Origin of the sequence: Pantoea sp. paga (assembly GCF_007558755.1) — a bacterium.
GTDB lineage: Bacteria > Pseudomonadota > Gammaproteobacteria > Enterobacterales > Enterobacteriaceae > Pantoea > Pantoea agglomerans.
Genome location: NZ_VLTF01000001.1, coordinates 286,024 through 307,775 on the forward strand (window position 1 = coordinate 286,024; position 21,752 = coordinate 307,775).

General features: G+C 56.2%; 17 protein-coding genes. 12 read left to right on the forward strand and 5 right to left on the reverse strand.

Going from position 1 to position 21,752, the window contains the following annotated elements; translation table 11 throughout:
- Positions 1-98 precede the first annotated feature (98 nt).
- The gene (locus tag FOV68_RS01395; RefSeq protein ID WP_031592340.1) at positions 99-1,253 is read right to left on the reverse strand and encodes a mandelate racemase family protein; all 1,155 of its coding nucleotides are present in this window, start codon (positions 1,251-1,253) and stop codon (positions 99-101) included.
- A gap of 347 nt (positions 1,254-1,600) precedes the next feature.
- Here FOV68_RS01395 and FOV68_RS01400 point away from each other — a divergent pair, with 347 nt between their 5' ends.
- The 4 genes from FOV68_RS01400 (at position 1,601) to FOV68_RS01420 (ending at position 5,863) form a co-directional block, all read left to right on the forward strand.
- The gene (locus FOV68_RS01400) at positions 1,601-2,716 is read left to right on the forward strand and encodes an ABC transporter substrate-binding protein (RefSeq protein WP_115064784.1); all 1,116 of its coding nucleotides are present in this window, start codon (positions 1,601-1,603) and stop codon (positions 2,714-2,716) included.
- A gap of 165 nt (positions 2,717-2,881) precedes the next feature.
- On the forward strand, positions 2,882-3,289 hold the full coding sequence (locus FOV68_RS01405) for a hypothetical protein (RefSeq protein WP_010244987.1): 408 nt from the start codon (positions 2,882-2,884) through the stop codon (positions 3,287-3,289).
- 12 nt (positions 3,290-3,301) lie between these two features.
- On the forward strand, positions 3,302-4,603 hold the full coding sequence (locus tag FOV68_RS01410) for a sorbosone dehydrogenase family protein (protein ID WP_031592338.1): 1,302 nt from the start codon (positions 3,302-3,304) through the stop codon (positions 4,601-4,603).
- Positions 4,604-5,230: 627 nt separating this feature from the next.
- Positions 5,231-5,863: a DapH/DapD/GlmU-related protein gene (locus tag FOV68_RS01420; protein ID WP_039386658.1), complete on the forward strand. Its 633-nt coding sequence runs from the start codon at positions 5,231-5,233 to the stop codon at positions 5,861-5,863.
- Positions 5,864-5,879: 16 nt separating this feature from the next.
- On the opposite strand, the gene FOV68_RS01425 is transcribed toward FOV68_RS01420, so the two are convergent.
- Together FOV68_RS01425 and FOV68_RS01430 are read right to left on the reverse strand one after the other, a co-directional pair.
- The gene (locus tag FOV68_RS01425) at positions 5,880-6,764 is read right to left on the reverse strand and encodes an EamA family transporter (protein ID WP_039386654.1); all 885 of its coding nucleotides are present in this window, start codon (positions 6,762-6,764) and stop codon (positions 5,880-5,882) included.
- Positions 6,761-7,972 carry an MFS transporter gene (locus tag FOV68_RS01430; protein ID WP_143990209.1) on the reverse strand — a complete coding sequence of 404 codons (1,212 nt, stop codon included), beginning with the start codon at positions 7,970-7,972 and terminating at the stop codon, positions 6,761-6,763. The genes FOV68_RS01425 and FOV68_RS01430 overlap by 4 nt, the downstream gene beginning before the upstream one ends.
- 129 nt (positions 7,973-8,101) lie before the next feature.
- On the opposite strand from FOV68_RS01430, the gene FOV68_RS01435 reads away from it, so the two are divergent.
- Together FOV68_RS01435 and FOV68_RS01440 are read left to right on the forward strand one after the other, a co-directional pair.
- On the forward strand, positions 8,102-8,557 hold the full coding sequence (locus FOV68_RS01435; RefSeq protein ID WP_143990210.1) for a helix-turn-helix domain-containing protein: 456 nt from the start codon (positions 8,102-8,104) through the stop codon (positions 8,555-8,557).
- Positions 8,558-8,911: 354 nt separating this feature from the next.
- A complete protein-coding gene (locus FOV68_RS01440) occupies positions 8,912-10,342 on the forward strand; it encodes a cytosine permease (RefSeq protein WP_064704341.1) in 1,431 nt (476 codons plus the stop codon).
- Between the two features lie 92 nt (positions 10,343-10,434).
- Here the strand turns inward: FOV68_RS01440 and FOV68_RS01445 are convergent, their stop codons facing one another.
- Both FOV68_RS01445 and FOV68_RS01450 read right to left on the reverse strand, forming a co-directional pair.
- A complete protein-coding gene (locus FOV68_RS01445; protein ID WP_143990211.1) occupies positions 10,435-11,757 on the reverse strand; it encodes an MFS transporter in 1,323 nt (440 codons plus the stop codon).
- A 190-nt stretch (positions 11,758-11,947) separates the two neighbouring features.
- Positions 11,948-12,961, reverse strand: coding sequence for a GT-D fold domain-containing glycosyltransferase (locus tag FOV68_RS01450; RefSeq protein WP_143990212.1), 1,014 nt, complete (start codon positions 12,959-12,961; stop codon positions 11,948-11,950).
- Positions 12,962-13,628: 667 nt separating this feature from the next.
- Between FOV68_RS01450 and FOV68_RS01455 the strand changes: the two genes are divergently transcribed.
- The 6 genes from FOV68_RS01455 (at position 13,629) to FOV68_RS01480 (ending at position 21,750) form a co-directional block, all read left to right on the forward strand.
- Entirely contained in the window at positions 13,629-15,986 is a 2,358-nt protein-coding gene (locus tag FOV68_RS01455) for a membrane-bound PQQ-dependent dehydrogenase, glucose/quinate/shikimate family (protein WP_064704338.1), read from the forward strand.
- Between the two features lie 307 nt (positions 15,987-16,293).
- Positions 16,294-17,274 carry a TIM barrel protein gene (locus FOV68_RS01460; protein WP_143990213.1) on the forward strand — a complete coding sequence of 327 codons (981 nt, stop codon included), beginning with the start codon at positions 16,294-16,296 and terminating at the stop codon, positions 17,272-17,274.
- A gap of 55 nt (positions 17,275-17,329) precedes the next feature.
- A complete protein-coding gene (locus FOV68_RS01465; protein ID WP_143990214.1) occupies positions 17,330-18,370 on the forward strand; it encodes a substrate-binding domain-containing protein in 1,041 nt (346 codons plus the stop codon).
- 16 nt (positions 18,371-18,386) lie between these two features.
- The gene (locus tag FOV68_RS01470) at positions 18,387-19,889 is read left to right on the forward strand and encodes a sugar ABC transporter ATP-binding protein (RefSeq protein WP_031592323.1); all 1,503 of its coding nucleotides are present in this window, start codon (positions 18,387-18,389) and stop codon (positions 19,887-19,889) included.
- Between the two features lie 32 nt (positions 19,890-19,921).
- A complete protein-coding gene (locus FOV68_RS01475; RefSeq protein ID WP_143990215.1) occupies positions 19,922-20,893 on the forward strand; it encodes an ABC transporter permease in 972 nt (323 codons plus the stop codon).
- Positions 20,893-21,750, forward strand: coding sequence for a MurR/RpiR family transcriptional regulator (locus tag FOV68_RS01480; protein WP_099257399.1), 858 nt, complete (start codon positions 20,893-20,895; stop codon positions 21,748-21,750). The genes FOV68_RS01475 and FOV68_RS01480 overlap by 1 nt, the downstream gene beginning before the upstream one ends.
- The last annotated feature ends 2 nt before the right edge of the window (positions 21,751-21,752 follow it).

The window sequence follows — 21,752 nt, forward strand, 5'->3', positions numbered from 1 at the left end:
TTTCCCGTTTACGACTCTGCCTGCTGCTGACCACCGGGATGGCAGGCAGCAGGCGGGCGACGGGGTTATTATTGTTTGCCGTTCTTCGGTAGTGCGATTTACCAGCGGTTCAGCGTGTGCGTCTCAATCCAGCTGAAGTTAATATCCTCCCCCAGCCCGCTGCGGGCGGGCAGGGTGACAAATCCCTGATCGTCCATCGGGTCGATCAGGCTGTTGAGGTAGGCGGGCGGTGTTTCATAATCCAGGAAGGGATGCAGCAGGCCGCGCTCATACCAGCGGCAGTTACGGATCGCCCCGACCACCGCCAGGCTGGCCGCACCGTTGCCGTGCACTTCGCAATCCATGCCAAAGGCTTCAGCCAGGTTCGCCACTTTCAGGGTGGGCGAGATGCCGCCTACGCCGTTGGCTCCGGCTCGCAGAATGTCGCAGGCTCCGGCACGCACCCAGTCGGCGCGGCTGTGATGTTTACCGCCCAGGCTCTCCGGACCAAGCACGTCAATAGAGAGGTTTTCCGCCAGCCAGGCATAAGAGGCCATGCTCTCTTCCTCCATCGGCTCCTCGAACCAGGCGAAATTAAGCTTTTCCAGCGCCTTTCCGATGGTCAGCGCGTCACTGCGGCTGTACCAGTGATAGCCGTCCAGCATCAGCGCGATATCGGGTCCCACCGCTTCACGCACCGCCGCGCAGGCTTTGATATCCATCGCCGGGCTGGGTGCGAAGGAGACCGGCGGCATCCAGGTGTGCAGCTTGATCGCCTGATACCCGCGCGCCACCAGCTTTTCCGCGAACTGCGCATACTCATCCGGCGTTGATAATCCACCGCTCAGCTCGTCACCACACATGGTGCTGCCGTAAGCCGGGATCTTCTCGCGATAGCCGCCCAGCAGTTTGTGGACAGGCTGTTTCAGCTTCCGTCCAATCAGATCCCACAATGCCTGCTCCACAGCGGAGAGCGCCCGCTCGGTGAGCTGATGGGCGCTGCCGCGCTGCCAGTGCACCAGATCCTGCCACAGACGCTCCCGGTCAAAGGCGTTCTGACCGATCAGCACTTTGCGGAAAAAGGCATTAACCACATGGGATCGCACCACTTCCGGCGGCGCAAAGGCGTAACCACAGTCGCCTTCCTCGCTGGTCAGGGTCAGTAGCGCCATCTGCGCATCATTTTCCGGGCCAGGGTGGGAGTGTCCGGCGCTGTCGGCGCAGCGTTGGGTGGGATAGGTAAAAAGGGTGACATCAATGGCGCTGATCTTCACGGTTAAGCTCCTGTGGCAGTCTGTCCTGATGAATTATTAAAACGCTGTTTCATTTTCAATCTAGCCTTCACAATTCATTAACGCATTAGCCAAAACGATACGATTAATGGCTAATATGTGTGCAACTGCCCAGGGTGTTGTGAACATATTCACGAAAGCTGACCGTTTTGTGAGCAGCGACACGCTGCGCTTTTTCCTCTTTAGAGGATCGCTATGAGCGCAACTCCGACAGTTAACCCCGCCGCAAAAAACATTTAACCGGATGACTTCCCCTGACCCCTGTTTTAGGTGATAGTAACGTCGCTTTACATTAATAATTCTCATTATCATTTGTGCGGGCTTTTACAATGAAAAAATGGTTTTTAGCGCTGGGGCTGCTCACGCTGGCAGGGACGGCTTCGGCCAAAATGATTACCGATGTCGCAGGCCGTCAGGTCGAGGTGCCGCAGGAGGCAAAACGCATCATTCTGGGTGAGGGCCGTCAGATGTATCTGCTGGCGGCATTTGATACTGATGCCCCATTTAAACGGGTGATTGGCTGGCGTGACGACTTCCCGAAAGCGGACTGGGACGGCTATCAGGCTTACGAAAAACGCTATCCGGAAATTAAAAAATTACCGACCTTTGGCGGTGCGAAAGATGGCACTTTCAACGTCGAGCAGGCGTTAACTCTGAAGCCCGATCTGGTGCTGATGAATCTGGAATCCAAAGCCGCCACCGATGAAGGCAAGCTGATTGAAAAACTGCAGGCAGTAGGCGTGCCGGTGGTGTTTATCGATTTCCGCGAAGCGCCGATGGTGAATGCTGAGAAAAGTATCCGCATCATGGGCGAACTGGTGAACAAACCGGCGCGTGCCCAGGAAATTATCACCTTCCGCCAGCAGCAGATTGACCTTGTCACCTCGCGTCTGAAGAACTTTACCGGCTACCGCCCGAAAGTGATGATTGACCGTGCAGGCGGCTACAGCGACGAGTGCTGCATGTCGTTTGGCAATGAAAACTTTGGCCAGATGGTCGAGATTGCGGGCGGTCGTAACATCGCTAAAGATCTCATCCCTGGCACCTTCGGCACCGTTAACCCGGAACAGATTATCGCCAGCCAGCCGGATGTGGTGGTGGTGACCGGCGCTAACTGGAAGAATTACAACACCGTGGGCAAATGGGTCGGCGTCGGTCCGGGTGCCAATGTCACCGAGGCTACCGCGCGTCTTAAGGGACTGATGATGCGCGATGCCTTTAAAACCCTGCCGGTGGCGCACAACGGCAATGTTCACGCCATCTGGCATCAGTTCTACGACAGCCCTTACCAGTTTGTGGCTATCCAGGCGCTGGCGAAATGGCTGCATCCCGATCTGTTTGCCGATCTGGATCCGGACGCCACCTTCCGCGCGTTCCACGAGAAGTTCCTGCCGCTGCCTTATCAGCCAGGATACTGGGTCACTTTACCCGCTGATAAGCCCTGACTGACCGGCGATGACAGGGACGTCATTCGCCTGATTTGCAATTCCTCCCGAATAAACCCTCTGTTTCTCTTCAGATTTACTAATCTTTTACAGGCGCGGGGTCGGTTGCTCTGAGCAGCGCGACGTCTGACCTGGTCCGCATTCACGTTAAAAATGGAGAGAAACATGCGCAATACCCTGGGAAGATCGGCCTTTGCCGTGACGCTGTACGCTCTGCTGGAGCCGGTGCCGCTGGGCTTTTTTGTCGCGGCCTGGCTGTTCGATATTCTCTATAGCCAGACCTTTGTGCTGTTCTGGACGGATGCCGCAGGCTGGCTGATTGCGCTGGGGCTGATACTGGCGATTGTGCCGCGACTCATCGCGCTGGTTTATCTGTTCCGCGGCAGTGACAGTGCGGAAAAAAGTCATTTCTGGCTCTGGCTGGTGGCAATTGTGATCGCTATCGTCAATGCGTTTATTCACAGCCGTGATGCCGCCGCTGTCATCCCGCTGGGCGTGACGCTTTCGACGCTGGTGGTAGCGCTGCTGCTGCTGGCGAATGTGCAACTTGCGTTACGTCAGCGTAGCGCTTAAGGAGGAGCCACCATGAAGATACCGCATAAAACGTTGCTCGCGCTTACCCTGACAGCACTGCTGGCAGGCTGTGATGATGGTGCGCTGGTCGATCCGCAAAAGCAGATCGGACCGAATCCCGAACTGCCGCAGGCACAGAACTTCTTTATGCCGCCGATGCAGGTGCCGGAAGGCACGCCGTGGAAAGCGGGCGAAATGCCAAAAGTGGCTGACGGGCTGAAAATCGAAAAGATCGCGGACAATCTGCAGCATCCGCGTCAGGTTTATGTGCTGCCGAATAATGATGTGCTGGTGGCAGAATCCAATGGCCCGGCCAAACCCACCACCCGGCCTAAACAGCTGATCATGGGCATTGTGCAGAAAGCGTCAGGTAAGGGCGGCGCTGGCGGCAACCGGATTACGCTGCTGCGCAACGTCAATGGCAAATGGGAGCAGCACCGCTTTATTGAGAATCTGCACTCGCCGTTTGGCATGCAGCTGATTGGCAATACCCTTTATGTCGCGAATGCTGACAGCCTGGTGAAGTTCCCCTATCGCGAAGGGGACACAGAGATCCGCACCGCGCCTGAAGAGGTGACGGAACTGCCGGGCGGGCCGATTAACCATCACTGGACCAAATCGCTGTTAGCCAGCCCCGATGGCAGCAAGCTCTATGTGGGTGTCGGTTCCAACAGTAACGTCACCGAGAACGGCATTGGCGCAGAGTATCGCCGTGCCGCGGTGCTGGAAGTGGACGCGGCCAGCGGTGCCAGCCGGATCTACGCCAGCGGGTTGCGCAATCCGACCGGCTTACAGTGGGAACCGCAGAGCGGAAAACTGTGGGCCATCGTCAATGAGCGTGATGAAATCGGCTCCGATCTGGTGCCTGACTACATGACCTCAGTGCAGGACAAAGGTTTCTACGGCTGGCCCTACAGCTACTTTGGTCAGCATGTGGATACCCGTGCCGAACCGCAGCGTCCCGATCTGGTTGAGAAGGCGATTAAGCCTGATTATGCCCTGAGTTCGCATGTCGCTCCGCTGGGGCTGCTGTTCTACGGCGCAGATAACATGCCGCAATACCAGGGCGGTGCGTTTATCAGTGAACATGGCAGCTGGAACCGTACGCCGCTGAATGGCTACAAAGTGGTGTGGGTGAAATTTGAAAACGGCAAGCCGGTGGGTCAGCCGCAGACGGTGGTCTCGGGCTTCCTGACGGACGACGAAAAGCAGGTGCGTGGATTACCGGTCGGTCTGGCCAGCGACAAACAGGGCGGTGTCCTGATTGCTGATGATGCGGGTAATACCGTCTGGCGAATCAGCGCCGCGAAGTAAGTATTGCGCTGCTTTTTTAAGCAGAAAGCAGGCATAAAAAAAGGATTTGGCATTTCGCCAAATCCTTTATTTTTTGTTCGCTACCCGGCTGGTAACCGCGCTGCGAACGAGGTGCTCAGCACTCTCCACAAACAAGATTGTAAAATGTGCGGCTAAGGATTTCAAGTTTCGCCAAAATGCTGTATGTTTATACAGGTGTTGAGTGTTGAGTATCGCCTCATTGTCGACTGGCCGCTCCCAGGGGCACGGTTTTAAAATCCCGGCAGGCATCAGGTGGTGCTGGCCTGTGGCTTTAACCATGAGTGCCGCTCAGCTCTCTCCACAAAGATGTGCTTAGGCGCCCGGCGGGTAGAGTCAAAGCCCTGGTTGCCGAACAGCGCGCTCCTGTAAAAGGAGAAGGAAAGTGATGGAACTGACTAAGCTGATTCTGGATCTTATCCGGGTCATCTTGCAGATCATCGTTGCCCTTATGCAACTGACCGGTCACGCAGGTTAACCGGAACTTGAAACAAGGCGGAGCTAACCACTCCGCCTTTTTTCTTTGTCAATTCTCTGTCATCGGACGCGGGTAAGGTGGTGCGGCAAAAGCACGCCGCCGGGGCGCTGCTTATCCAGACCGGGAGTATTATGTCCATTGCCGCCGTTATGCCCGCCCGATTAGCGCACACCTGGATTGATGAGAGTGTGAAGATGCGCGAAACCACTGTGGGTCAGCAGTGTGAGATCCTGGCGCACAGCTCGCTGGAGTATAGCGTGCTGGGTGACTTCTCCTATGTCGGCGAACACTGCTGCCTGGCCGATACCCAGGTGGGGCGCTTCTGCGCCATTGCTAATCAGGTGCGCATTGGCGCGCCGAATCATCCTATGGACCGCGCCTCCCAGCATCGTTTTACCTACTGCCCGGAGTATTACCACCCCGACGCCCGACGCGATCAGGGCTTCTTTTCCGCCCGTCGCGCCGATCGGGTGATAATCGGTCACGATGTGTGGATAGGTCACGGCGTGATTGTGCTGCCTGGCGTCACCATTGGTGATGGTGCGGTGCTGGCCGCGGGTGCAGTCGTGACGAAAAACGTCGCGCCCTACAGCGTAGTGGGCGGGGTTCCGGCCAGGCCACTGCGGGTGCGCTTTACTCCGGCTATCGCCGCCCGTCTCCAGCGCATTGCCTGGTGGAACTGGCCGCTGGAGAAACTGCTGGCGAATCTGCCCGATTTTCAGCACGGTGACATCGAAACGTTCTGCCAGCGGCACGGTGCATAGTCACCCCACGGCGCCGTCAGCCGGTTTGTACGCCGAAATAGCGCACAACCCGCTGCCCATAGAGCCCGACGGCCAGTCCGGCGACGATCAGCAGCAGCGCCGCGATTTTCTGAGGTGAAACCGTTTCGCCAAATATCGCCACTGAACCCAGGATGCCGAAAACCGGCACCAGCAGCGACAGTGGCGCGACCGTTGAAACCGGATAGTGTTTCAGCAGCCAGTTCCACACCCAGTAGCCCAGCAGGGTATTGGGATAGACCTGAAACAGTATCGACAACACCGCCTTCACATCCAGCTGGGTGAAGAGTGCGTGATAGCCCGCGCTGCCATTGACCAGTCCATCCAGCAGGAAGAGCGGAATGGGTGCAAAGGCGCTCGACCAGACCAGAAAAGCAAAAACCTGCCGGGTGCCCGCTTTTTTATTGATGATATTGGCAATACTCCATGCGACCGCGCCTGCCAGCACCAGCAGCATGCCGGAAAACGTCACAGAGCCATCGGTAATGAAAAAAATGCTCAGCAGACCGGTGCAGGCCAGCCCACACCCGGCGAGCTGATAGCGGCTGAGGCGCTCTTTAAATACCCAGCCACCGAGCAGCAGCGTGAAGAAGGCGCTGAACTGCAGCAGCAGCGAGGCGATGCCCGCCGACAGTCCGGTTTTAATCCCCAGATTCACCAGACCCCACAGGCCAATCCCGAAGACCAGGCCATAGCTGATCAGGTAGCGCCACGGCACGTCCGGTTTCTTAATAAAGAACAGCGCTGGCAGGGCGCAGAGCGTAAAGCGGATGCCTGCCAGGATAAACGGGTCGACCGCCTGCAGGCCGAGTTTGATAACCGAAAAGTTAACCCCCCAGATGGCGGTGATCATGACGGCGAGCAGCAGATGCGTTAATTTCATGAGTGACGTACTCCGGACCAGCAGAGAAAGGCAGAGGCACTGACCGCTGCACCGGCATAGCAGACAGCCTGCCATCCCCAGTGCGTATAAAGCTGAGTGGCGGCTATAGCCCCCAGCGCACTGCCCAGCGAGTAAAAGCACATATAGGCGCCGACCAGACGACTTGCCGCCTCAGGTCGGGCGGCCACGATCAGGCTCTGATTAATCACATGTACCGTCTGGACGGCGAAATCGAGCAGGATCACCCCGAAAATCAGCAACAGTAACGAGGTCTGAAGCGCGGCTATCGGCAGCCAGGAGAAGGTTAGCAACGCCAGTGCCAGGCCGGTGGCACGCTGCCCCAGGCCCAGGTCAGCCCATGCACCTGCCCTGGAGGCTGCCAGCGCACCGGCAAGGCCGGCCAGGCCGAACATCCCGGTCTGGGTGTGTGACAGTGACAGGGCGGTAAGTGGCAGTACCATCGAAGACCAGAGCATACTGAAGGCCGCAAAAATCAGCAGCGCCAGGATCCCGCGTCTGCGCAGCTGCGGTTCCGTGAGGAAGAGACGGAAAACAGACAATAAGAGGTGAGGATAAGATGTGCGCTGCGTCTGACCGGCTGTGGCGGGCAGCACTTTCGCCAGGATGAGCGAGATCAGAAGTAACAGGCAGGCAGCCGTCAGATAGACCGCCCGCCAGCCCGCCAGGTCAGCAATCATCCCGGAAACAAACCGCGCCAGCAGGATGCCGATCACGATGCCGCTGGTCACGCTGCCCACCACCTGTCCGCGCTGCTCTGGCGATGCCAGCATGGCGGCCCACGCCACCATCAGCTGCGTGACCACCGCCATTAATCCCACCAGCAGCATTGCGCAGAGCAGCGTCATCAGGTCTGGCGCAACCGCAGCAATGATTAACGCCAGCACGGAAAGCAGCAACTGGGTAATTACCAGTTTTTTGCGGTTCACGCAGTCGCCCAGTGGCACCAGAAAGATCAGCCCGAGGGCATAGCCGCTCTGCGTGGCCGTTACCACTGTGCCAATGGTACCAGGGGAAACCTGCAGGCTGGCGGCTATCGACTCCAGCAGAGGCTGTGCCGAGTAAACATTGGCGACCGCCAGCGCAGAGGTGAGTGAGAACAAAAAGATCATCCGGGACGAGAGCACCGGGATCGCGGCTGGGGGCGAATCGGCTTCAGGATCACGCGCCTTGCCAGTCGTACAGGTCATGTTGCTTTCCTTTCTGGTTTTTATTTGAAACTGGATTGGCGATATCTTTAACCGGGCTGGTTTTTTTTTGCAACTTCTTTTCGGAGTGGCTAAACTGCCATCATGAGACAGGTAGCGTGAGAGAAGAGCATGGCTAAGCAGGAATCCCTGAGAAGCAGCGAGTGTCCGGTCGCCAGAACCCTGGAGTCGATAGGTGAGCGCTGGTGCATGATGATCGTGCGTGAAGCCTTTGATGACGTCCGCAGATTCAGTGACTTCCAGCGGAATTTAGGGCTGGCAAAAAATATCCTGGCGTCACGCCTGAAGCAGCTGGTGGAGATAGGGGTGTTTGAGATTGCGCCAGCCTCCGATGGCAGCGCCTACAGCGAATATGTCCTGACCGAAAGAGGCCGTTCGCTGTTTCCGGTTGTGGTCGCGATGCGCCAGTGGGGCGAGCGTTACCTGTTTGAGAAGGGCGAAACCCACTCCGTGCTGCTGGATAATGCGGAAGGAAAGCCGCTGCCGCGCCTGGAGGTTATCTCCTCACAGGGGCAAAAACTGGAACCGGCCGACTGTCATCGTCAGCGGGTAGTGGCTGAAGGGTAACCGTCAGGGTATTTTCTCCTCCGCACACTCTGAGACTGGCAGGCCTGACATCGCACGCGTTACCCGATCATCGCTGCCGCCTGTGGCGGTGATCGAACAAAATGCCTCACTCCCGTTTTACGCCTCCATTATGGCGTTATCCCCGGAAACAGGTCCGCGCGCTCCCTCATCTTTTCCTGCCCCGCATCATGACAGGCCTGTCGATATCATCACATTTTCCAATGACCGGTTGCCTTGTAACTTCCCGATGCGCATGACAATATCGCTGCTTGTATAGACATGTACTCTCAACCATAGATTGAGCAAATCACGCTTTCAGTCAAACACGTCTCTCACTGTTCCAGCGAGGAATCTATGTCGGTCAAATCATCTGTATCAGATTATTCAGGCTCAGAGAAACAGGGCCTGTCAGAAACCCGCTCCATTGATTACATCCCGTTGGGTGAACGTCATGGTCATCCCTTTAACCAGTTCACGCTCTGGTTTGGTGGCAATCTGCAAATCACGGCTATTGTCACGGGTGCGCTGGCCGTGGTGCTCGGTGGAGACGTCGTGTGGTCTCTTATCGGCTTACTGGTGGGGCAGATTCTGGGTGCAGCGATCATGTCTTTGCATGCTATCCAGGGCCCGCGCCTGGGTTTACCGCAGATGATCACCAGCCGTATGCAGTTTGGCGTGTTTGGTGCTGTTATTCCTCTGGTGCTGGTGTGCATTATGTATGTGGGATTTTCAGCCAGCGGGACAGTATTAGCGGGGCAGGCACTGGCTAAACTTATCCATGTCAGCCATTCAACCGGGATGATCCTGTTCAGCACCCTCATCGTGATCATTGCGGTGCTGGGCTATCGCGTGATTCATCAACTGGGCAAGCTGGCGAGCGTGATTGGCGTTTTAGCCTTTGCTTATCTGTTTATCACGCTGTTCTCTGCGCATGACTTATCAGCCGTGTGGCAGAATCAACACTTTACACCGGCAAATTTCCTGCTGGCGGTCTCCCTGTCTTCATCCTGGCAAATTGCCTTCTGTCCTTATGTCTCTGACTATTCACGCTATCTGCCAGCTGATGTCTCCGCGAAGAAACTGTTCAGCTCGGTCTTTTTTGGCACCGTACTTGGCACGCAGGCTTCAATGACGCTGGGGGTGATTGTCGCTGCCATTGCCGGAAGTGCATTTGCAGGCAATGAGGTCGGTTACATCGTGAGCATGGGCAGCACGGCGACTATGGCCATGGTGATTTATTTCGCCATTTGCTTTGGAAAAATCACGTTTACCACGCTGAACGCCTACGGCAGTTTTATGTCACTGACCACCATTGTCTCTGGCTTTCGTCAGCAAACCACGCTGAGTCGGAGCGGGCGCATTCTGTTTGTGGTGCTTATGGTTACGCTGGCCTGCGTCATTGCTCTGCTCAGTGAACCGGCCTTTCTGAAATCCTTCACCCACTTCCTGCTGTTTCTGCTGGCTTTCTTTGTGCCCTGGAGCGCGATCAGCCTGACCGATTTCTATCTGATCACCAGGGGCAGGGTTGATGTCCCGGCACTGTCGCAGCCGGACGGACGCTATGGACGCTGGAACCTGGCCGGTATTACCGTCTATTTTCTGGGCGTGCTGGTGCAACTGCCGTTTATCGATAATCCGCTGCACCATGGATCGCTGACCTGGATTTTTGCCGGTAATGATGTCTCGTGGATCGTCGGCTGGTTTGCGACGGCACTATTATGGCTGATCGCCAGCCGCTGGGATCGCCGGGGCAACCCCGAACAGCCAATCTATCCCGCCCAATGACAAGGTCAGGCCGCCTGAGCGGCTGTCGTTCAGGGGCTGTCACTCTTCGCGGGTGTGTGATCACCCGCGTGTCAGGAAATCCTCTTTTAAGATCAGGCGGCAGAAACGTCCGCTGCGCCGGTCTGCGCCTCGGCCACCAGCGGCTTCTCCGGTTGCAGCAGCGTCATTGCCAGCATACTGCCAAAGGCGATCAGTGCGGTGACGGTAAACATTGCGTTGTAGCCGTAATATTCCGCCAGCCAGCCGCAGAGCATCGGAGAGATAATCGCTGCCAGATTGGCTATCGCCAGCGTCATGCCGCTATAGGTGCCCACTGACGCTTTAGGGGTGACATCAATCACCACCGACCAGTAGACATTGTTCACCAGCGCATTCAGCGCATTGCCCAGCGTCATCAGTGCAATAATCCCGGCAGCCGACTGCACATAGGGGATCGCCATAAAGCAGCAGGCGGTGCCGCACAGCGTGACGGCGGCAAACAGATTGCGCGCCAGACGCAGATTACGGAAGCGGGCCAGCAGCGCGTCGGCAATGCGGCCGCCCAGCAGCACCGTGATACAGGCGCCGCTCCACGGGATCATCGCGACGTACCACAGTGAGTGCAGGTCGTAATGGAAATTATCCTGCAGATATTTCGGCATCCAGGTCACCAGGGTAAAGGTGATGTAGAGGAATGAGAAGTAGCCCAGCGCGTTGCAGACCAGGGTGCGGCTGGTAAAGAAGCACCACCAGGGCAGTGGTACGCTGTCGCCCGCACTGCGGCGCTGACCGGTCTGGATAAGCTGACGTTCTGCGGCGTTGGTATGTGGACTTTTCTCCGGGCTGTCGCTGAAGGTGCGGGCAAACAGCGCCATCGCCAGCAGGGAGAAAACACCGAGCAGGATAAACATCATGCGCCAGTCATGGGTCAGCAGCAGCAGGCCCACCGCAATCGGGGCGGTCAGCAGCGCGCCAACCTGGGTCGAAAGCAGGCCGATGCCCAGCGCAAAGCCGCGCTCATTATCGGGCGCCCAGTGGGCAATCGCCTTGTTCATCAGCGCATAGGCCGGGCCTTCGGAAAAACCAAACATGATGCGCAGGGCAGCAAAGCCCATAATGGCGGATCCGCCAAACAGCGCCATGCCCAGTTCCCCCGCCCAGGCGGTGGCGATCTCCAGCAGTGACCAGAGCCCGCCTGCCAGCAGCCAGACCTTTTTTGTGCCGATACGGTCGGCAAGAAAGCCGCCACACAGTGAACCAAACAGATAGCCAAAGCCAAAGTAGCCCAGCACGGCTCCGAGCTGGACTTTGCTGAAGTGGTATTCCGCCGCAATAGCGTTGGCCGCAAACGACAGGGCACCGCGATCGATATAGTTGATCAGAGCGATCAGGAACAGCAGTGAAAATATGGTGTAACGGTAACGGCTGGTTGTCATCTCACTTCTCCTGATTAAATGTCTCAGGAGAGCAGAAGCAAAATTGATGCCGGAAAGGGCATTTATCCGGCAAACAGGGGACGGGCACAGGATAGGGGCCGCTGATCGCGCCCCTGTAGGGTTAACTGATCCCGCTAATAATTCGCCTGCGCATCAATGCGGTGCAGACGCTGCCTGACGGTGGTGAGGCTCAGGCGGCGTTATGATGATCAGGGCTGACGTGTGGCAGCGGGATAACCACGGCTTCCGTGACTGCTTCTGCATCAGCTCTCACGGCCTGTGGCATTTCGCCAACGTGTTGTAAAATCTGCTGCTGATAAGTTGCATCTGCCACCGTAGTCTGTTCACTCAGCAGCACGCCCGCCTCATTGACGTTTTTTCCGTCCACTTTTATTTTCGTGGTGGCACTGGCCAGCATCCACTCATATTCAATATCGACATGTCCGCTATCAATACAGCGGATACCGTGCTGACTTAAGTCATAAGCCAGCACGGTTGCGGTCGGCCCTAATGAAATCAAGACCAGGTCAAAGTTGACGGCATTCTCTAAAACGGTATCAAACAGACGCTCATAAACGGAAAAGGCATTACGGTTCAGCGTCGTAATACGTTTCACTTCGCTGGCTCCCTCCAGTAAATCATTGCCTAATCCCAGACGCGTTCCACTGCCTTCCACAATTAATACCCGGCGGCCCTGATAGAGCTGTTTGAATTTATCAAATATCGTCCGGGATAATTGCTTGCCTTTATAATCGTGATAGGGACGGGTCACCGAAGTGTTTCCATACTGGTACTGTTTATTCAGCAGAGCCTCATAATATTTAAAATAAAATGATTTATGGAAGAACCAGAACAGGGCCGATCCGCTCCGCATATTATGGGTGGTACGAAAGGCATCCGGCAGACAGATCAGACAGTTCGGGTTGGCTCCTGAATCCTGCTGCAGCAAGGCTTTGAGCCGTGCAGAGAGATTGGGGTCAAATGGCTGAAAGCCGATGTTTTTATACCAGGTCATTTCCAGTTCACCGTCGCCGTAACGGGCCAGGGATAATTGTGGGTTACGTAATAACAGATCGACAGTCTCTTCTATCGACATGACGGAATAACGCTTTACCCGTGCCTGCGCAGCAGGATAGCGAATGGCAGCATTAAGAAACTTAAAAGGGAAACGAAACTTGCGATAAATAGCGTGAAGTGCGGACATAGTTAACCTGCCTGGGTCATTGCTGCCAGAAAAATCCCGCCTGCTGGCCGGATAAAAGAATATAAGAGAGCTGATATATATCACAGATAAAATAAGCGTCATGCTACGGAATATCTGAAATGGTTTTCATCAGCAAAATTCCTTTTTTCATTAATCTATTCCCTGTTTTTTATTTTCCTGAAAATTAATAAAATCGCGACATGCCCGGCACCATTAAATGATTTTAAAATTCATCACACCGCGTCGGCATTGATGATTATCCTGATAGAAACAGCAGGGCAATTACTTTCCTGATTTCAGCATTAAGAGTTATTGCAGGGCAAGGCGAATAAACCATTATGATTATTTGACACTAAAAATCTTTCGTCGTGCACACTTAAGCCGGCGTTACAGAAGCGCGGCTTGTCTGATAATTGATCGCCTTTGAACAAAAGGTGCGGTCGTTAGCAGCCTATGGTTAATTTTTTGTGATGGATATCCCGTATTTAACCCTTCAGAAAGTAAAAAAAGCGGCCTGACCGCCTGAACCGGTGACATTTATAATAAATATTTCTAATGATTAACGCTTATACACGTTTTTACATATTTCGTGTGTAAGTTAAAATCTCGTTGAATTTATGTTTCCAGCTTAACCTTTCACTTGCCGCTAATGACCCGAGGATGGCTCATGATCAATAAAATAACCAGTATAATCATGGTGATATTCGCTATCGCCCTGATTTATATGGGAGGACAACTCCTGCTTGCAGGAGGCAGCGCGTTCTATGCGCTGATGGGCGTGGGCGTCCTGCTCAGCGCGATTCTGCTGTTGATGAACAAACGCAGTGCGCTGACGCTTTATGCGCTGCTGATGTGGATCACTCTGTTCTGGACTATCTGGGAAGTGGGCTTCGACAAATGGCAGTGGATCCCGCGCGGCGACCTGTTTGGTGTGCTGGGTCTCTGGCTGGCACTGCCGTGGGTGGTGCGTCCGCTCTATCAGGGGCAGCGTCGCTTCCATCCTTTCCTCGGGGGTTCCGTCGTCCTGATGGTACTGCTGGTCATCGGTCTCTGCTTCTACGATCCGCTGCCGCAACAGGGCACCATTAATACGCCGCGCAACGCCTCTGCGACCGGCGGTGCCGCTGAAGAGTGGAGCGCCTATGGCGGAACCACAGATGGCCAGCGCTTCTCGGCGCTGAAGCAGATCACCAAAGATAACGTGAAAGATCTGGAAGTGGCCTGGACCTATCACACCGGCGACCTGCGTCAGGGTGATGATGCGACCGAATACACTTTTGAAGCGACACCGCTGAAAGCCAACGGCATGCTCTACTTCTGTACGCCGCACAACGAAGTCCATGCCCTCGACCCGGAAACCGGTGCGGTGAAGTGGAAAACAGCGCCGGATAAAAACCGCTCCTATCTGCAGCAGCACCAGACCTGTCGTGGCGTGAGCTACTTCGATGCCGGTCAGCAGGCGCAGCAGCAGACGGGCGCATCGCCGGCCATCTGCCGCAAGCGTATTTTCAATGCCACCACCGATGCCCGCCTGCTGGCGCTGGATGCCGATACCGGCAAAGCCTGTGCTGACTTTGGTGACAACGGTGTGGTGGATCTGCGCGCCAACATGGGCGAGGTGCGTCCGCACGCGCTGATGCAGACTGCCGCGCCACTGGTGGCGGGCAACCTGGTGATTGTCGGCGGTTCGGTGATGGATAACGGCTTCAACAGCGGTAACCCATCAGGTGTGATCCGTGCCTATGATGCCGTCAGCGGTCGTCTGGTGTGGAACTTCGATCCGGCTAACCCGGATAACACCGCACCGGTCGCTGAAGGGGCAACCTATCCGCAGGATACCCCGGTCGCCTGGGCCACCCTGAGCGCCGATCTGAAAAACGGCCTGGTCTATGTGCCGTTTGGTAACGCCTCGCCGGATGAAGTGGGACTTGAACGCGATCCTGCCAGCAACACTGAAAAATTCCGTGATGCGCTGGTAGCACTGGATCTGAAAACCGGTGCGTTCAAATGGCGTTATCAGAGTTCGAACCACGACCTGTGGGATCGCGATAACCCGTCACAGCCGTCGCTGGTGGACATCAACTATCAGGGCAAACCGCAACCGGCGGTGATCCTGCCGACCAAAACCGGCAACCTGTTTGTGCTGAACCGCCTGACCGGCGAACCGGTTTATCCGGTAGAGCAGGTTAAGGTCTCCACGGATGGCATTAAAGGCGAGCAGTATGCGGCGACCCAGCCGGTCTCCAGCCTGAACTTCATTCCGCAGCCGCTGACAGAGAAGTCAATGTGGGGCATTACGCCGTTTGACCAGATGGCCTGCCGCACCACGTTCCGTGAGCTGCGCTATGACGGTAATCCGTGGACGCCGCCAACGGAGAAAGGCTCGCTGATCTTCCCGGGCAACATCGGGGTGTTTAACTGGGGTTCAGTAGCGGTTGATCCACAGCGTCAGATGCTGATTGCGGCACCGGTGCGCCTGGCTTACAAATACAACCTCATCAGACGCACGCCGGAAACCGAAACCCAGCGTACCTTCACCAAAGATGGTACGCCGTACTGGAATGAGAACTTCCACGGTGACTACGCTATCCACATCCAGCAGATGGCATCGGGTCTGGGTATTCCCTGCATCGCGCCACCGTGGGGACGGATGGTCGGTGTGGATCTGACCACCGGCAAAACCGAATGGCTGCGTCGCGTCGGCACCACCAAAAACCTCAAGACCAGCTTCCTGCCTGGCCGTTTCCCGCTCGGTTTCCCGATGGGCATGGTGGCGCACGGCGGACCGCTGCTGACGGCGGGTGATCTGGTGTTCCACGGCGCAACGGCAGATAACTTCTTCCGTGCTTACGACAGCACCACCGGCGAACTGCTGTGGCAGACTGAACTGAGCGCGGGTGCGCAGGCCACGCCATCCACCTTTATGGGCAAAGATGGTAAGCAGTATGTGGTGATTGCCGCGGGCGGCCACGGCTCACTCGGCACCACGGCGGGTGACAGCGTTGTCGCTTTCCGTCTGAAGTAATTTTTTAAAAAACCGACCCGCTGAGCGCCGCCCTGGCGCTCAGCTTTTTTCACACCTCTGCCTGCCAGATCTCACGCCCGGCTTTGCGCGACAACCTGTTGTATTTCATCTCAATTCTTTCATCTTCGCATTCTCATTATCTGATAACGCATCGAAACCATTTCGTGACAGCGCTCCCGGTTTAATGATTTCTCCTGCCTGACAGACTTGCGCATTAAGCCGCGAGGCGTAGATTAATATATGACTTCACAATTAATCGTGAATACGAAAAGTACTTCACAATACGCACTCTGAAGGATTGATGCTCATGTCGGAACTGAAATTTGCTACCCGTCTTAACTCTTTCGCCTCGGGGGCACACCTCTACTGGCCCGATCAGCAGGGCAAGCCCTCTGTGCTGCAGATGGTTGCCCGTGCAGGCAAGGTCAAAGGCTTAACGCATCTCGACCTCAACTTTCCGCAGCATCTCACCAGCGATATCCCCACACTGCGCCAGGCGATCAGTGATGCGGGTCTGGCCGTCAACGGCATGCAGATGCGCTGGGACGCGCCGCAGTTCAAAATCGGCGCGTTTACCCATCCCGACGCGAAAGTGCGTCGCGAAGCGATTGAGCTGACCAAACGGGGCATTGACGCGGGTCGGGAATTTGGTTCACGGCTGATGACGCTGTGGATGGGGCAGGACGGTTTCGATTACTGCTTCCAGGCGGACTATAAGAAGATCTGGGAGGATGCGGTCAGCGCCGTGCGTGAAGTGGCGGAGTATGCACCGGACGTTGACGTCAGCATCGAATATAAACCCAATGAGCCGCGCGCCTACAGCATCTTTCCCAACGCCACCACCTGTCTGCTGGCCGTGGAAGAGGCGGGCTGCACCAACCTGGGGATCACCCTGGATTTTGCTCATGTACTGTTTGCCAATGAGATCCCGGCTTACGCCGCCGCCATGGTGGCGCGCCGCTCACGGCTGCTGGGGCTGGACCTCAATGACGGCTGGGGCAAGCGTGATGATGGCCTGATGGTTGGCTCAGTTAACCCACGCGCCACGCTGGAGTTTCTCTGGCAGATGCAGCGTGATGGCTACCGCGGTGCCTACTACTTCGATACCTTCCCGGATGCCAGCGGTCTTGACCCGATCCGTGAAGCAGAAAGCAATATTGCGACCGTGACCCGTCTGCTGAGGCTGTGTGACCAGCTGCACGACAACGCGGCGTTACTGGCGGCCATTGAGCGTCAGGATGCGGTGGCTTCTCAGCAGATCGTCAATGACATCATGCTGGCGCGCTGACAGCCGATTAATCATAAAAACATCACACCTCTACCCAACACCCTGAGAATAAAAAATGAAAAAACGCCTGCTTGCTCTTATCGCCTCCTCACTGCTCTGCAGCACGGTTTATGCGGCAGAACTGGCACCGCTGCAATCCGATACTGAACCGGATCGCACCGACTGGACCCAGCTCGACACCAAATATGGCGCACTGCCAAAAGTCGATAAGTCGCTGAAGATTGGCGGAGTATCGAAAACCCTGACCAATGAGTACTGGCGCTCACTCGGCCAGGGCTACCAGAACGCGGCGAAAAAGTATGGTTTCACTGTCGCTTATCAGGCGGCGGCCAATGAAGACGATCAGCTTGGTCAGCTCTCCATTGCGGAAACCCTGATCTCGCAGGGCTTTAACGGCCTGCTGGTTTCGCCGCAGACCGATATCAACCTGGAGCCTGCACTGGAGAGTGCCAACAGTAAAAATATCCCGGTGGTGAACGTTAATGATGCGGTAATGCCGAATGCGCGCTACTACGTCGGCAATGTCCAGAAAGACAATGGCGTGCGGGTGGCGAAATGGTTTATTCAGCACCATCCGCAGGGCGGCAAAGTGGCGGTAATTGAAGGGCAGCCAGGGGTTTATGCCGCCGGACAGCGCACCCGTGGCTTTAAAGAGACGCTGGACAACGCCGGTAAGTTCACCATCGTGGCCAGCGTACCCGCTAACTGGAGTCGTGAGCAGGCCTTTAACGCCGCATCAACCATTCTGCAGCAGCATCCCGATCTGATCGGCTTCTACGCCAACAACGACACCATGGCGCTGGGTGTGGTGGAGGCGGTACGCGCGCAGAACAAAGCATCACAGGTGGCCATCTTTGGCACTGACGGTATTTCCGATGCCTACGCCTCGATTAAGCGCGGCGAGCTGACCGGCACGGTCGACAGTTTCCCGGTGCTGACCGGTGAAGTGGCGATGGACGTCATTATCCGTCTGATCAACGGACAGAAACTGTCGCGCGTTGTCTCGACACCCCAGGCGCTGATCACTAAAGAGAATGTCGAGGCGTTCTCAACCAAAGACAACAACCGGTTGCGTCAGCTGCTGGCTCAACAATAAGTCAGCGGGAGCGGGTATGGAACAGTTTCGCTTAATGATGCGTGGCATCAGCAAAAGTTACGGTAACGCCGCCGCGCTGCAGGATGTCGATTTCTCAGTGCGTCCCGGCGAGGTACACGCGCTGATTGGGGAAAACGGCGCGGGTAAGTCGACGCTGCTGAATATCCTCTCCGGCGTTCGCGGTGCGGACAGCGGGGAGATCAGCGTCAACGGAAACCGGGTGCAGATCCGCAGTCCGCTCAGCGCCCGTCAGGCCGGGATCGCGATGATCCACCAGGAGTTACAGCATGTGCCTGAGCTTTCCGTGGCGCAGAACATGTTTCTGGGTCGCCCGCTGACCCGCGCCGGGGGCTGGTGGGTGGATAAAAAGGCCCAGCTGGCGCGGGCTACCCTGATACTGAAGACGCTGGATCCCACTATCGATCCCGATACGCCGATCAGGAACCTCAAGGTATCGCAGCAGCAGATTGTTGAGATTGCCCGGGCGCTGCTGGACGACGCCAAAATCATCGCCATGGATGAGCCGACCTCCAGCCTGACACCACGCGAATTCGACCGGCTGGCAGAGCTGATTGGCGATCTGAAGTCGACCGGCGTCTCGCTGATCTATGTCTCGCACAAGATGAATGAAATTTTCCGGGTCTGCGACCGCGCCACCATTATGCGTGACGGAAAGCAGGTGGGGGTGGTCAACATCAGTGATGAGGATGAGGAGAGCATCGTCGCCAAAATGGTTGGACGGAAGATCGACAAGCTTGACCATCAGGCATTTGTCACCGATCGCGAAGTACTGCGGGTAGAGGATCTGACGCGTGGCAATGAGGTGGTGGCGGCAAACTTCAGCGTGCGTGCGGGCGAAGTGCTGGGAATTGCCGGGCTGGTCGGCGCGGGACGCACCGAACTGCTGAAGCTGATTGCCGGTATCGACAGGCGCACCCGTGGCACGGTGAGCGTCAACGGTGCCGCGGTGAAGAACCACAACGTGCGTGCGGCGATCAAGGCGGGCATTGGCCTGGTACCAGAAGACCGCAAGAAAGAGGGCATTATCAAAGAGCGGGCGGTGAAGATGAATATGGCGCTGCCGTCGATGCACCGCTTCACGTCGGCGGGGCTGATGAACCAGGCCCGGCTGGACCGCGAGGCGCTGAAGGTCATGGGTGACCTGAAACTGCGCCCGCTCGACATCGAGAAAACCATCGGCACGCTGAGCGGTGGCAATCAGCAAAAAGTGATCATTGGCCGCTGGGTTGCGGCGGATGCCAATGTGTTTCTGTTTGATGAGCCGACGCGCGGTATCGATATTGGTGCCAAGTCTGAAATCTATCACCTGATTGAAAAACTGGCCCAGGCGGGCAAAGCCATTGTGGTGGTGTCGTCAGAAATGACCGAGATCATGCGCATCTCCGATCGGGTGCTGGTGATGCGCGAGGGCCGGATCACCAAAGAGTTGACCGGCAGCGCGATCACCGAAGAGAACATTGCCCGTTATGCCATTAAAGATATCGACCAGACCGCCTGACCGCTTACCTGACACTATTTAAGGTTATAACTATGACAACTCAGACATCTACCGGGCCGGGTACCCGACCTGCGCTGCGGCTTAAATTTAATCTGCGTGATGCCGGTACCTTAATTGGCTTACTGATTATCGTGGTGACATTTTCGTTTCTGTCGCCGGTCTTTTTCACCCTGCCTAATCTGCTGAATATTATGCAGCAGTCCTCAATCAACGCCCTGATCGCACTGGGCATGACGCTGGTGATTATCTCCGGCGGGATTGACCTCTCGGTCGGCCCCACGGCGGCGCTCTCTGCGGTGCTGGGTGCAACCCTGATGGCATCGGGCGTGCCGGTGCCGCTGGCGATCCTCGCGACGCTGGGTGTGGGCGCGATGTGCGGGCTGTTCAGCGGCACGCTGATCGCCTATGCCGGACTGCAGCCGTTTATTGTCACGCTGGGCGGCCTGTCGCTGTTCCGGGCTATTGCGCTGATCTACACCGGTGGCAATCCCATCTTTGGTATTCCGCTGGAATTTCGCAGCCTGATCAACAGTACGCTTTTCGGTATCCCCACGCCGATTGTGATTGTGGCAGTGATTGCGCTGCTGCTGTGGACGGTGATGAATAAGACCCCGCTGGGGGAATATATTCTGGCGATTGGCGGCAATGAAGAGGCGGCGCGGGTCGCGGGTGTGCCGGTTAAGCGCACCAAGGTCACGGTCTATATCTTCTCCGGCCTACTGGCTTCACTGGCCTCGCTGATTCTGATTGGTCGTCTGGGGGCTGCCGAACCGACCATCGGCAACCTGTGGGAACTGGATGCGATTGCGGCGGCGGCCATTGGCGGTGCGTCGTTAATGGGCGGCAAGGGCAGTATCTTCGGGACGCTGATCGGCGTGGTTATCCTCGGTGCGTTACGTAATGGCTTGACCTTACTGAACATTCAGGCCTTTTACCAATTGCTCGCTACCGGCCTTATTATTATCATAGCGATGTTGATTGACCGGGCGACCCGAGGCAAGTAATGAAGCAAGATCCGCGAGCCATTGGCGCTCAGATTCGTATGCGTTTGCCCCAGCTGACGCCGTTAGAACGTCGGGTAGCTGAGGCGATAATTGCCCGAACCGACATTACCGAGCAATCCTCATTAAAGGAGATTGCGCGGGAGAATAATGTCTCTGAAGCGATGATCGTTAAGATTACCAAAAAACTTAACTTTACCGGCTTCAGGCATTTCAGAAGTGGCCTGATCTATTACAACCAGTCTGAAGTGGCAGGGCTGCATGCGGAAATTGAGCCGGATGATTCGTCGGAGCAGTTGCTGGCCAAAGTTTTCAGAACCTCTATCCAGGCGATTGAAGAGACCTTATCGATTCTGGATGTTTCTGAATTCAATCGTGCGGCGGATATTATCTTTAAAGCGCGTCATATCGATCTCTATGCCGTGGGCGGTTCTGCCGCTGTGGCGCGGGACCTGTCACACAAGATGCTGAAGATTGGCATCAAGTCGACTGCCTATGACGACGCCCACATCATGCTGATGTCAGCCGCCGTGTTATCTGATGACGATGTGGTTATCGCCATCAGCCATTCGGGTGCTACGCGTGCGGTGAACGATCCGGTGAAACTGGCAGGAAGGAATGGTGCGAAGGTTATCGCCATTACCAACTACGCCGAATCCCCGATCGCGCAGAGTGCGCATGTGGTCCTCAATTCAACCTCTCAGGGATCGCATCTGCTGGGTGAAAACGCCGCGTCACGCATCGCCCAGCTCAATATTCTGGATGCGCTGTTTGTCGCTATCGCCAAGAAAGATCTGAAGCGGGCGGAGAAGAACCTGATGAAAACCCAGCATGCGGTTCAGGATCTGCGGGAATTCTAGCT

Excerpts from the sequence above, each read along its gene's own strand:
- FOV68_RS01430 (WP_143990209.1), bottom strand. The coding sequence starts at position 7,972 with ATGACCTGTACGACTGGCAAGGCGCGTGATCCTGAAGCCGATTCGCCC.
- FOV68_RS01440 (WP_064704341.1), top strand. The coding sequence starts at position 8,912 with ATGTCGGTCAAATCATCTGTATCAGATTATTCAGGCTCAGAGAAACAG.
- FOV68_RS01465 (WP_143990214.1), top strand. The coding sequence starts at position 17,330 with ATGAAAAAACGCCTGCTTGCTCTTATCGCCTCCTCACTGCTCTGCAGC.
- FOV68_RS01435 (WP_143990210.1), top strand. The coding sequence starts at position 8,102 with ATGGCTAAGCAGGAATCCCTGAGAAGCAGCGAGTGTCCGGTCGCCAGA.
- FOV68_RS01405 (WP_010244987.1), top strand. The coding sequence starts at position 2,882 with ATGCGCAATACCCTGGGAAGATCGGCCTTTGCCGTGACGCTGTACGCT.
- FOV68_RS01470 (WP_031592323.1), top strand. The coding sequence starts at position 18,387 with ATGGAACAGTTTCGCTTAATGATGCGTGGCATCAGCAAAAGTTACGGT.
- FOV68_RS01420 (WP_039386658.1), top strand. The coding sequence starts at position 5,231 with ATGTCCATTGCCGCCGTTATGCCCGCCCGATTAGCGCACACCTGGATT.
- FOV68_RS01425 (WP_039386654.1), bottom strand. The coding sequence starts at position 6,764 with ATGAAATTAACGCATCTGCTGCTCGCCGTCATGATCACCGCCATCTGG.
- FOV68_RS01450 (WP_143990212.1), bottom strand. The coding sequence starts at position 12,961 with ATGTCCGCACTTCACGCTATTTATCGCAAGTTTCGTTTCCCTTTTAAG.
- FOV68_RS01445 (WP_143990211.1), bottom strand. The coding sequence starts at position 11,757 with ATGACAACCAGCCGTTACCGTTACACCATATTTTCACTGCTGTTCCTG.
- FOV68_RS01460 (WP_143990213.1), top strand. The coding sequence starts at position 16,294 with ATGTCGGAACTGAAATTTGCTACCCGTCTTAACTCTTTCGCCTCGGGG.
- FOV68_RS01410 (WP_031592338.1), top strand. The coding sequence starts at position 3,302 with ATGAAGATACCGCATAAAACGTTGCTCGCGCTTACCCTGACAGCACTG.
- FOV68_RS01455 (WP_064704338.1), top strand. The coding sequence starts at position 13,629 with ATGATCAATAAAATAACCAGTATAATCATGGTGATATTCGCTATCGCC.
- FOV68_RS01400 (WP_115064784.1), top strand. The coding sequence starts at position 1,601 with ATGAAAAAATGGTTTTTAGCGCTGGGGCTGCTCACGCTGGCAGGGACG.
- FOV68_RS01475 (WP_143990215.1), top strand. The coding sequence starts at position 19,922 with ATGACAACTCAGACATCTACCGGGCCGGGTACCCGACCTGCGCTGCGG.
- FOV68_RS01480 (WP_099257399.1), top strand. The coding sequence starts at position 20,893 with ATGAAGCAAGATCCGCGAGCCATTGGCGCTCAGATTCGTATGCGTTTG.